The sequence below is a fragment of the Cognatundibacterium griseum genome (genome assembly GCF_014284195.1).
Classification (GTDB): domain Bacteria; phylum Pseudomonadota; class Gammaproteobacteria; order Burkholderiales; family Burkholderiaceae_D; genus Undibacterium; species Undibacterium griseum.
Window position 1 is genome coordinate 334124 of sequence record NZ_JACOGC010000001.1, and the last position, 12316, is coordinate 346439.

The window sequence follows — 12316 nt, forward strand, 5'->3', positions numbered from 1 at the left end:
CTGCCTCGTTGCAATTATTTCCGGGTAATTGCCCATCGAGAGCGTTTGTCTATTTTCTCAATGAGAATATTAGGGTATCAGAAAAAATGATATCCCTATTCAAATTCCGTATTTTCGCCAATTGCCCCGCTCGTCTACACTGTAGTCACAGCAGATTTCAAAGGAAGTCGGGAAAGCGCTGCAGCGAATATTTCGAAAGCTTTCTTTGATATCTCTTTGATCTGGCCTTCAATCAATTCAGTGGCGGATTTCAGATGTCGGTGTTGAGACGTGTTTGATGCCATTCATCGCAGACTGATGATGTCTTGCTATCGAATTTTGGGCCGGATTCGAATAAAATGGCTGCTATCACAGCCAACGCAACGATAACCTGTACCCGATACCTCGCTACAGGAAACGAACAGACTTGTGTCTTACCGGATGCAACGCATGTTCTTTGCGATCAAAAATCACAAATTTTGGAGCCACTATGTCAACCGACACCACGATGGAGTCTGCTGGACTCTCGTCCGCGCCTGCCGCGCAACACAGCACAACAACATCCCCTTCCCCTGCTTTGCATGATGTCAGCCTCGACGATAAATATACGTCGAACAGCGGAACGATTTTCCTTTCCGGCATCCAGGCCTTAGTCCGTCTGCCGATGATACAGCGCCAGCGCGATCTGGCTGCGGGTCTGAATACAGCAGGTTTTATCTCCGGGTATCGCGGTTCCCCGCTAGGTGGTCTCGATGAGACATTGTGGAAAACCAAAAAATTATTAGAACAAAATCATGTCCGGTTTGTGCCGGGCGTGAATGAAGACCTTGCCGCAACTGCCGTCTGGGGCACCCAGACCGTCGATCTGATCGGCCCGGCCAAGTACGATGGCGTGTTTTCGATGTGGTATGGCAAAGGCCCGGGTGTGGACCGCTGCGGCGATGTGTTCAAGCACATGAACCATGCAGGAACCGCCAAGCACGGCGGCGTGTTGCTGGTGGCTGGTGACGACCACGGCGCTTATTCATCGACCCTGCCGCATCAGTCTGACCATATTTTTTCTGCCTGCATGATCCCGATGCTGTATCCCTGCAATGTGCAGGAATACCTGGATCTCGGCCTGCATGCCTGGGCCATGTCGCGGTTTTCAGGCTGTGCGGTTGGCTTCAAGGCGCTCGCAGATACGGTGGAGTCTACCGCTTCGGTCGATGCCGATCCTTTCCGTCTGAAAATCGTGTATCCGGAAGATTTCGTGATGCCGGAAGGCGGTCTCAACACCCGCCTGTCGCTCGATACGCTGGGCATACAGGCGCGTAAGCAGGAAGCGCTGATGCAGGATTACAAAATCTATGCCGCTCTGGCTTATGCGCGTGCCAACAAACTCAATCACACCACCATCGACAGCCCGAATGCCAAACTGGGTATCGTCGCCTCCGGCAAATCGTATCTGGACGTGCTGGAAGCGATGGAAGAACTCGGCATCGACGAAAAATTCGCCGCCGACATCGGCATCCGTCTGTATAAAGTAGCGATGCCCTGGCCGCTGGAGCCGGATGGCATCCGTGAATTTGCGCAAGGTCTGGATGAAATTCTGGTGGTGGAAGAAAAACGCCAGATGGTGGAATACCAGCTCAAAGAACAGCTGTATAACTGGCGCGATGATGTGCGTCCGCGCGTGATTGGTAAGTTCGATGAAAAAGGCGAATGGGTACATCCGCGTGGTGAATGGCTGCTGACTTCTAAGGCAGATTTTTCTGTGGCGCAGATTGCGCGTGTGATTTCTTCGCGGATTGCGCGCTTCCACACCAGCGACCTGATCAAGGCGCGCCTGGCCTTTCTGGAAGCGAAAGACGTGGTGCTGACCAAGCAGGTCAATACCCCGGCGCGTCCGGCTTACTATTGCTCGGGCTGTCCGCACAATACCTCGACCAAGGTACCGGAAGGCAGTCTGGCGCTGGCCGGTATCGGTTGCCACGTGATGGCAACAGCGATTTATCCTGAGCATAATAAGCTCACGACCCACATGGGTGGCGAAGGGGCACCGTGGATAGGTCAGGCGGCGTTTTCGGCGCTGCCGCACGTGTTCCAGAATCTGGGTGACGGTACCTATTTTCACTCCGGCTATCTGGCGATCCGCGCTGCTGTTGCAGCGAAGGTGAATATCACCTACAAAATTCTGTACAACGATGCAGTCGCGATGACCGGTGGCCAGCCTGTGGACGGTACGATCACCGTGCCGATGATGGCGCAGCAGATGGCGGCCGAAGGCATCCAGCGCATTGCGCTGGTAACCGAAGATTTGTCGCGCTATGCCGATCGCTCGGCGCTGCCGTCCATCGTCACGCTGCACGACCGTAAAGACATGGATGCGGTGCAGCGCGAATTGCGTGAAGTATCCGGTTGCAGCGTGCTGATTTACGACCAGACCTGTGCCGCCGAAAAACGCCGCCGCCGTAAAAAAGGCGAATTCCCCGACCCGGATCAGCGCATGTTCATCAACGATGCCGTATGCGAAGGCTGCGGTGACTGCGGCGTGCAATCCAACTGTACGTCCATCATGCCGCTGGAGACAGAATTCGGCCGTAAACGCGTGATCGATCAGTCGTCCTGCAATAAAGATTATTCCTGCGTCAAAGGCTTTTGCCCCAGCTTTGTCACGGTCGAAGGCGGCAAGCTGCGCAAGTCGAAAACCGGCACTGCAAAGAATGATGATTTCGGTGCTTTGCCGGAACCGCAACTGCCGGCCTGTGACAGCGCTTACAACATCCTGCTCAACGGTATCGGCGGCACCGGTGTGATCACCGTCGGCGCCTTGCTCGGTATGGCGGCGCATCTGGAAGGCAAGGGTGCATCGGTGCTCGATATGACGGGCATGTCGCAGAAAAACGGCTCGGTGACTTCGCACATCCGTATCGTGCAACAGGGCAGCAAGCTGCGCGCGCAGCGCATCGCGACCGGTGAGGCTGACCTGATTCTGGGTTGCGACATCCTGACCGCTGGTGCCCATGATGCAATTTCCAAAATGCGCGCCGGTCGTACCCGTGCGGTGGTGAATACGCATGAACAGCCTACCGGTGCGTTTGCCAAAAATGCAGACTGGCAGTTCCCGCTGGAATCGACCGAACATCTGATCAGCGAATCGGTGGGCGGCAAGGTCGATTTCATCAACGCCACCCGTCTGGCGACAGCGCTGATGGGCGACTCGATTGCGACCAATCTGTTCATGCTGGGTTTCGCCTATCAGAAAGGTGCGATCCCGGTATCGGAAGCAGCGCTGATGCGTGCGATTGAACTCAATGGCGTGGCGATTGAGTCCAACAAAAAAGCCTTTCTCTGGGGCCGTCGCGCTGCGGTCGATCTGGCGCGTGTGGAAGCGATCGCCATGCCGGCGCAGAAGATGGTGCTGCAGATGCCACAAAGTCTGGACAGTCTGATCAAACGCCGCGTGGATTATCTGACCGCTTATCAGAACACCGCCTACGCCGCGCAGTACAGCGATCTGGTCAGCCGTGTGCGCAGCGCAGAAAACGGCTTGGAGCAGGGCAACCGCCTGAGTACGGCGGTGGCGAAATACTATTTCAAACTGATGGCGTACAAAGACGAGTACGAAGTCGCGCGTCTGTACACCAATGGCGAATTCACCGACAAACTCAAACAACAGTTTGAAGGCGATTTCAGTCTGCAATTCCATCTGGCGCCGCCGCTGCTCGCCAAAAAAGACGGGCAAGGCCACTTGCTGAAAGCGCAATACGGCTCCTGGGTCTGGCAGGCATTCAAATTGCTGGCGAAATGCAAAGGCGTGCGCGGTACGGCACTGGATATTTTCGGTTATACCGCAGAACGTCGTTCCGAACGCGCCCTGATTACCGATTACCGCGATCTGATCCTGAACCTGATTGCGCGTCTGAACAAAGACAATCTGGAACAGGCTGTCGCACTGGCCAGTCTGCCGGAGCACATCCGTGGTTTCGGGCATGTGAAGGAAAAATCAGTGCAAACGTACTATGCTGACAAAGCCGCGCTGCTCGATCAGCGGAAAGCGACAGTGACCGACATTTCCCGCGTCGCCTGAAGCTGGCAGCCGCAGCAAACCACTCCCGCTGGAGGGCGTGGTTTGTTGTGCAAAGGAAATGAATGGGGCTAGGGTGAATATTTTTCAGGCACTGAGTCTGTATCAGCTTCCTGCCTCATTTCCGGCCCGTAAGCCGCGCCAGTATTGGATGTGCCATTTAACACATGCTGACATATACTCATTGACGTTTACGTTAACGTCATATAACTTAGCTGCATAATTCATCAGCAAAGGAAAACCCGCGCCCAGAGCGCAAGCCTTTGCCATACCTTGTTGAGGAAGACATGACTGACCTGTCCGTAGCCCAGAACCTGACTGAATACAAACCTGCACACAAAGTCCGTTTCGTCACAGCCGCTTCGCTGTTCGACGGCCATGATGCCTCGATCAACATCATGCGCCGCATCCTGATGGCGAATGGCGCCGAGGTGATTCACCTGGGGCACAACCGCTCAGTCGAAGAAATCGTCACCGCTGCCTTGCAGGAAGATGCGCAAGGGATTGCGATTTCTAGTTATCAGGGCGGGCATGTCGAGTATTTCAAATACATGATCGACCTGCTGAAACAGCGTGGTGGTGCGCATATCAAGGTGTTCGGCGGCGGCGGCGGGGTGATCGTGCCGGAGGAAATCGCCGATCTGCATGCCTACGGTGTGACGCGCATTTTCAGCCCGGAAGACGGCCAGCGTATGGGTCTGGTTGGCATGATTCTGTCGATGATACAGGCCTGCGATGTGGACTTGTCCGGCTATGCACCGACCTCGCTCGATGTGCTGACGGAAGGCGATATCACGACCAAGCACCGTCCGCTGGCGCAACTGATTACCGCGCTGGAAAACGACAGCGTCAAACCGGAATTGCGCGCCGAATTATTGAAAGCGGCACAGCAAACCACCGTGCCAGCGTTCGGCATTACCGGTACGGGCGGCGCAGGTAAATCCTCGCTGACCGACGAGCTGATCCGCCGTATCCGCCTCGATCAGGACGATCAACTGAATATCGCACTGATCTCTATCGACCCTTCACGTCGTAAATCCGGCGGTGCCTTGCTGGGCGACCGCATCCGCATGAATGCGATCAACCCGTGGGCGGGGCAGGTGCGCGTGTTCATGCGCTCGCTCGCCACACGCGAAGCCGGTTCGGAAATTTCCCAAGCCTTACCGGATGTGATTGCCGCTTGCAAAGTGGCAGGTTTTGATCTGGTGATTGTCGAAACATCGGGCATCGGTCAGGGCGATGCGGCCATCGTGCCGCATGTCGATGTATCGATGTATGTGATGACGCCGGAATTCGGTGCCGCTTCCCAGTTGGAAAAAATCGACATGCTGGATTTTGCCGATTTTGTGGCGATCAATAAATTTGACCGTAAAGGTGCGCAGGATGCACTGCGTGATGTCGCCAAGCAATACCAGCGCAATCGCGAACTGTGGAGCAAAAAGCCGGACGAGATGCCAGTCTATGGCACGCAGGCATCGCGCTTTAACGACGATGGCGTGACGGCGCTGTATCAGGGCTTGTTGCCAGCGCTGACCGCGCGTGGTCTGAAAACTATCCCCGGTAAACTGGCGCCAGTGACGGTGAAATTTTCCAGCGCCAAAAACGTTATCGTGCCGCCAGCCCGTAGCCGTTATCTGGCTGAAATTGCCGACACCGTGCGCGGCTACCACAAACATACCGGCAAGCAGGTGGTGCTCGCACGTGAACGTCAGCAGCTGCACGAATCGGCACGCATGCTGCATGAGCATCTGCATGCAAGCGGCCGCGCTCCGGTGCTCGTTCGTTCACAGGCAGAGCAGGCCGGGTCAGGAGAATTGCAATCCCGCCTGCGTGAGAACGATATTTTGTTTGAACTGAATCAGCTTGCCAGCGACAAAGACGCGCAGCTCGATGCCGAATCCAAAAAACTGATCAGCATGTGGCCCGACATGCAGCAGGCGTATTCCGGTGATGAGTATGTCGTTAAAATCCGCGACAAAGAAATCCGTACCCGCCTGACTTACAAATCCTTGTCTGGCACGACGATACGCAAAGTGTCCTTGCCGCGCTTTGCCGATCACGGTGAAATCCTGCGCTGGCTGATGCTGGAAAATGTCCCCGGCTCTTTCCCCTACACCGCCGGTGTGTTTGCGTTCAAACGCGAAGGCGAAGACCCGACCCGTATGTTCGCTGGTGAAGGCGACCCTTACCGCACCAATCGCCGCTTTAAACTGGTGTCACAAGGCATGGATGCCAAACGTCTGTCGACCGCGTTTGACTCGGTCACGCTGTATGGTGCCGACCCAGCGATTCGCCCTGATATCTACGGCAAAATCGGTAACTCCGGCGTTTCCGTTGCCACGCTCGATGATATGAAAGTGCTGTACGACGGTTTCGATCTGTGCGATCCGGCGACTTCGGTTTCGATGACGATCAATGGCCCCGCACCGACGATACTCGCCTTCTTCATGAACACCGCGATTGATCAGCAAATGGATAAATTCCGCGCTGATAACAAGCGCGAACCGACTGCTGACGAAGCCGCCAAAATCCGTACCTGGGTCTTGATGAATGTGCGTGGCACGGTACAGGCCGATATTCTGAAAGAAGATCAGGGTCAGAACACCTGTATCTTCTCGACCGAATTTTCACTCAAGGTCATGGGCGATATTCAGGAATACTTCGTCCACCATCAAGTACGTAATTTCTACTCGGTGTCGATCTCTGGTTACCACATCGCCGAAGCCGGTGCGAATCCGATTTCGCAGCTCGCATTCACGCTGTCGAACGGTTTCACTTTTGTTGAAGCCTACCTCGCACGCGGCATGCACATTGATGATTTCGCAGCGAATCTGTCCTTCTTCTTCAGCAATGGCATGGACCCGGAATACACCGTGCTGGGCCGCGTGGCGCGTCGTATCTGGGCAGTGGCGATGCGCGACAAATACGCCGCCAATGATCGTAGCCAGAAGCTGAAATACCATATCCAGACATCGGGTCGCAGTCTGCATGCACAGGAAATCGACTTCAACGATATCCGCACCACGCTGCAGGCGCTGATCGCGATTTACGACAACTGCAACAGCCTGCATACCAATGCTTACGATGAAGCGATCACCACACCGACCGATGAATCCGTGCGTCGCGCGCTGGCGATACAACTGATCATTAACCGTGAATGGGGTCTGGCGAAAAACGAAAACCCGATACAGGGCAGCTTCATCATCGAAGAACTGACCGATCTGGTCGAAGAAGCCGTGTTACAGGAATTCGAGCGCATCGCCGAACGCGGCGGTGTCCTGGGTGCGATGGAAACCGGCTATCAGCGCGGTAAGATACAGGAAGAGTCCATGCATTATGAACACCTGAAACACGACGGCACCCTGCCTATCATCGGCGTGAACACCTTCCGCAATCCGAAGGCAAACGATACGCCGCAAAAGATAGAACTGGCACGTTCGACCGATGAAGAAAAGCAGTCGCAGTTAAACCGTCTCGCTGATTTCCATCAACGCCACGCCGACGTCGCACCACAAGCGCTGGCAGCGTTGCAGCAAGCTGCGATCAACAATGAAAACGTGTTTGCCAAACTGATGGATGCCGCACGGGTCTGTTCACTCGGCCAGATCACCACAGCCTTGTTTGAAGTGGGCGGGCAGTATCGACGGAATATGTGAGTCCAATGGCGGACTTTGCACACCGATAAAAAATCCCGGACTGGCTCCGGGATTTTTTTTATTGAAGCAAACGGTTCAAGCTAGCGCCTGGCTACCAGCATAGTCAAAAACGCTTTCACTTCAGGTGCGGCCAAGTCTCTGGGATGGCGCAATCCAGGATCAGCGTATGGAAAATCAGATCCAATAGAGATACAGTTTTTCAGTCGATAAGCTGTCATGCTGATAACGCCAACGTTCACGCACCTGATCCGGCAAACGCGGTTTTTGAGGGATGATGTTTTTATTTTATTTTTTATACTGCATGAATTATCAGTTTCAAAAATGTAGTCAATGTTCATGCGGTTTTCAAGGGGCTTTGAGCATGTTGACTGTTTGATCATTGATGGTTAATGTTGCAAAATGAAAATTAAAACACGTTAGGCCTCAAAAAATGCCATTTCCTACCGCCATAGTAGCTCGGCTCATATCGACTTACGAAGAACTCATGTGGCTAGCCAATCGGCCTCATGTCACTCCTCAACAAGCACGTGCTTGGTATTCGCAGGTGATCGCGATTCCATTAGCACCGAAGGTCCGACGATTCACTGGAATGGTTTCGCGCAAAGCAATTGAAAACATTCACGAAAGGCTAGTCCTGGAGCATTACAACAGGCTCTCGCATTCACTCTCTCGGCTGATCGAGACGCACGTTGAGCAACAAATCAACGATCCGACGCCATTCCTCGCGCTGATTGAGCAGTGTGAGCAGGTCAACATCACAACCGATGAAGAGAATCATCGGGTTCAGGAGGCAGCCGGTGACTACAACGCGGCCAATATCCAGCTGGTCGAATGGGAGAGTTTGTCGACCCAAGATAGAGCATTCCTCTGGCAAAAAAAGCTCAGAGGGAAGGTCAGTAATGCTTCCGACTATGCTCCGCGACCTGAGGCCTAATCAGTCGCTCGAGTCGACTCACGTCGGCAAGCTGCCGCTCGCGGCTCAGCTTCAACGTTAAGCCCCGACACCCATGGAAAGCTCAGCCGATCAAATCAAGCAGAACAACATCGCTCTAATGGGGGGCGATCTTGGCGCAATCTACAGCGAGCTATGGCAAGAAGTTGGCCGCATGTACAGCAACTGGCAAGAATACGTATCTCTGTACGGGACAAATCCCGGACGTATAGCTCTGCTCAACAATACCGCAGGACACTTCTTTCGCACCGTTCAAGATGGCCTATGGGAAAGGACACTACTTCACCTTTCTAGAATAACTGATCCGGCACAACAAGGGAAAAAGAGAAATTTGTCAATACATAGCCTTACTGATGCGATATCTGACATAGAACTTAAATCGAAAGTCACCGCTAGTATTGCGCGCGCGTCGGAAAAGTGTGCATTCGCACGGGACTGGCGCAACAGATTCATTGCCCATGCTGACTTTGACCTCGCCTTAGATGACTCAGCAAAGCCGTTGGCAACTGCATCTCGCCTGCAAGTACGCGAGGCGCTAGAAGCAATAGAAGAGGTGCTGAACACCGTATCCATGGCGTTTCATAATTCAGCGACGCGATTCAGCGACATGGCAATATTGAACTCGGGCGAAGATTTGATATACCTCCTCGAATTTGCCCTCCGCAAGAAAGAAGAGCAAGAAGGACGCATAACGTCTGGTCAATACACGGAGGAAGACCTTGCAGATCTTCACCCACGCTCCATCTAATTTCAAAAATGACCTAACTGGTTGATCAAGCGGACGCCAACACAGGCCATGCTTTCGGCATTTTCATGACCTGTGTTGGTGCCCTACGCACCTTCGGTGCTCCGGCGCCGCTTACCTTGCGGCGTAAGGCCACGCGTGTCATTCAGTGTTACAGCTGAAACAATAGTCGAAGCAGTAATGCAGTTGATCTGTTCTGGAACCGCATGGCTGATTATCCCCATCTTTACTCCCGGAGGATTTTATGTTGAGCCATCGCCGCTGCGGGCGTTTGTAAAGTCCGGTCTTTATTCGTCCATTTTCATGGCCTGAACTGTTAGCGAGCTTCACGTCTAGCCTCAGTCGGTGCGGCATACACACGTCCACGCCGTGTGCGCCATTGGAAAAAGGCGAATAACTCAAAAGTAGAATTACCTGAAAATATGGCGCGCGTCGCTTATCCTGCATTGCTTGATCCCATTGATAAAAGATGGCATTGTGGCAAACTTCGGAAGGAAATCATGCCGGCATTAGCTGTCTCTTTAACAGGATAAAAATAATGGAAAAACAATCTGCATCCCGCGCTGGCGCTGCTGTCGGCGCCATGATTTTTTCGGTCTTCGGCTCAGGCTGGTTGTTGTTCTGGGCTGCCAGAAGTTTTACACAGGCTGCTGTGCAGTGGGCGTTGATTGGCGGCTTGGGGCTGGCTTTGTTTATCACGGCTTTCCGGCAGTACCGGCGCAATCGCGAGGCGCATGCGGCTGTTGTTGAGACGCCTGAAAGTAAAAAAGGGAAGCGCATTTTTAACATCGTTAATATTGGTCAGGGGCTCGCCATTTTTTTGGCCTTGAATATTGTGAATAATATCGGGCACCCTGAATGGTTTGTTCCTGTCTTTATTTTTATCGTCGGTGCGCATTTCATCCCGCTGGCGAAAGTGTTTCACAACAAACGACATACGGTGACCGGTGTCGCGATGATGGTTTTGGCATTGACATATCCTCGGCTTGCGCAGGGTGGTGCTGCTGATCCGGTCGGCTGTCTCGGCGCGGGTCTGATTCTTTGGGCAAGCGCTCTTTCTGCGCTGTTATTCCATACTTCTGCGCAGGCTGACGCAGCCGCTGTACGGTAATGTGTGGATGTCAGACTTGCTGCAGGCAGATTGTGAGCGAGGTATTTCTGTTTTTTTTGATCGGTGCTGCATTGCTGACCCTGTTGTATTTTCTGGGGTACGACGATGCGCAGACTTACTTACAGAAAAAATGTGGACGGCGGCCACGCTGCTCATCAGGCTGCGCATCAGCTTTCACAAGGAGCAAGGAATGAAAAATTTTCTCGTGGTATTTACCGGTTCGCGTGAGGCGACTGAGCGTTCCGGCTGGAATGCACTGACAGAACAGGAACAGCAGGAGCGGACGCAGGCTGGTATGCAGGCGTGGTATGCCTGGATGCAGGATCATGCAGAGCGTGTTGTTGTGCCGGGTGGCCCGGTTGGCGTCGCAAAGCGGATATCTGGTGCGGGTATTGAAGACTGGCACAATAATATCTGTGGTTATCTGGTTGTGGCCGCAGAGTCGCAGGAGGCTGCGGCAAAGTTGTTCCAGGGGCACCCGCATTTTGCGATTTTCCCGGGGGAAGCTGTGGAGCTCATGGAATGTCTGCCGGTTCCTGGTGCATGAATTGCCTGTGCGGGCTGTCTGGTTGCCGGGTTCTGTTGTGCTGATGCATGAGGAAGATTTTGATGACGAATAAAGCGATGCCTGCTGCTGTGCTGGCGAATGCCGTGCCCGAAGCACTGGTCCAGACCAGATACCCTGAACCGTTTGCATCCATGGTGCGCGGAAGGGTGAAGCGGCGCTTGGGCGATTTTTTTGATCTGCAGGGTTTTGGTGTGAATCTGGTGCGGATCGCACCGGGTGCGGCATCGTCCGTTCCACATCATCATTCCGCAGAGGATGAATTCATCTATGTGTTGTCGGGCACGCTGATATTAATGACTGACAATACGGAAACAGTCCTGCAGGAAGGAATGTGTGCCGGTTTCAAGGCAGGCAACGGGATTGCGCATCAGATCAGGAATCAGTCGGATGCGGAAGCCGTTTTTCTGGAGGTCGGTTCACGGCTTGAGTCCGATACCGTGGAATATCCCTTTGACGATCTGGCGCTGCAACAGACAGAAGACAGCTGGGTATTTACGCACAAGGACGGTTCCCCTTACTGAGCTGGCTTCACCGCTCCTCAGGAGCAGCGCGGGGATGTGGCTTTTGGTTCAGGCGCTGGTGCTGAACAGGCTGCCGACGGTGCTGCTGCCCTGAATATTGGTCGCCACCAGTTGCAGGAAAGATTGCAGGCTGGTCTGATCGGGATTGCCGCCGCTGTTTTGGATCAGGTTATTAAATGACTGCTGCAGGTTACCGAAGTCGGTTTCCGTGTTACTGCCGTTACTGCTGTCCAGATTCGAGATCAGTTGCTGAATGCTGGTTTGCAGTTTGATGGTGGCGCTGTTCTGATCGAGTTGCACCGCAGCGGGTGCGCTGCCGCCATTCAGCAGGCCGGACAAGGCATTGCTGTTCTGGCTGGAGCCGGATAAGCCCGGCAGGGCAGAATACAGATTACTCAGGAAATCGGAAGACGATTGCTGGCCCGTGGCTGACAATAAACTGGACAGGTCCAGATTGGCATTGTACTGCGCCAGGCTTTGTGTAATGGCTGACGACAGGCTGCTGTTGTTTGAGTTGCCCGTGACGGCGGTACTGGTGCTGTCAGCGGTCGTGGTATCGCCTGAGTTGCTGGTCACAGCGCTGCTGGCGGCAGGGAACAACAGACCACCCACGGTCTGATAACTGCTGGTGCTGATCGGAGAAACCGACATGATGTGCTCCTGATATCTTCCGCACTGCAACGAGTGCCGTTTGCGGATGCGTCGTGAATGTCAT

8 protein-coding genes are annotated in these 12316 nt (G+C 53.9%); 7 read left to right on the forward strand and 1 reads right to left on the reverse strand.

Features of this window, described 5'->3' with window-relative positions; translation table 11 throughout:
* Positions 1–469: 469 nt before the first annotated feature.
* The 7 genes from H8K27_RS01390 to H8K27_RS01420 all read left to right on the forward strand — a co-directional run bounded on the left by H8K27_RS01390 (position 470) and on the right by H8K27_RS01420 (position 11601).
* Complete coding sequence (locus H8K27_RS01390) at positions 470–4051, forward strand: indolepyruvate ferredoxin oxidoreductase family protein (RefSeq protein ID WP_230418805.1); 3582 nt, start codon at positions 470–472, stop codon at positions 4049–4051.
* Positions 4052–4335: 284 nt separating this feature from the next.
* Positions 4336–7704, forward strand: a complete 3369-nt coding sequence (locus tag H8K27_RS01395; RefSeq protein ID WP_186861448.1) for a methylmalonyl-CoA mutase family protein — start codon at positions 4336–4338, stop codon at positions 7702–7704.
* Between the two features lie 484 nt (positions 7705–8188).
* Entirely contained in the window at positions 8189–8638 is a 450-nt protein-coding gene (locus tag H8K27_RS01400) for a hypothetical protein (protein WP_186861449.1), read from the forward strand.
* Between the two features lie 73 nt (positions 8639–8711).
* Positions 8712–9404: an AbiU2 domain-containing protein gene (locus H8K27_RS01405; RefSeq protein WP_186861450.1), complete on the forward strand. Its 693-nt coding sequence runs from the start codon at positions 8712–8714 to the stop codon at positions 9402–9404.
* Between the two features lie 535 nt (positions 9405–9939).
* Positions 9940–10512, forward strand: coding sequence for a DUF7010 family protein (locus H8K27_RS01410; RefSeq protein ID WP_186861451.1), 573 nt, complete (start codon positions 9940–9942; stop codon positions 10510–10512).
* Between the two features lie 190 nt (positions 10513–10702).
* Complete coding sequence (locus H8K27_RS01415) at positions 10703–11059, forward strand: hypothetical protein (RefSeq protein ID WP_186861452.1); 357 nt, start codon at positions 10703–10705, stop codon at positions 11057–11059.
* A gap of 62 nt (positions 11060–11121) precedes the next feature.
* Positions 11122–11601: a cupin domain-containing protein gene (locus H8K27_RS01420; protein ID WP_186861453.1), complete on the forward strand. Its 480-nt coding sequence runs from the start codon at positions 11122–11124 to the stop codon at positions 11599–11601.
* Positions 11602–11649: 48 nt separating this feature from the next.
* Here H8K27_RS01420 and H8K27_RS01425 read toward each other — a convergent pair whose 3' ends face one another.
* The gene (locus H8K27_RS01425; RefSeq protein ID WP_186861454.1) at positions 11650–12252 is read right to left on the reverse strand and encodes a hypothetical protein; all 603 of its coding nucleotides are present in this window, start codon (positions 12250–12252) and stop codon (positions 11650–11652) included.
* Positions 12253–12316 lie beyond the last annotated feature (64 nt).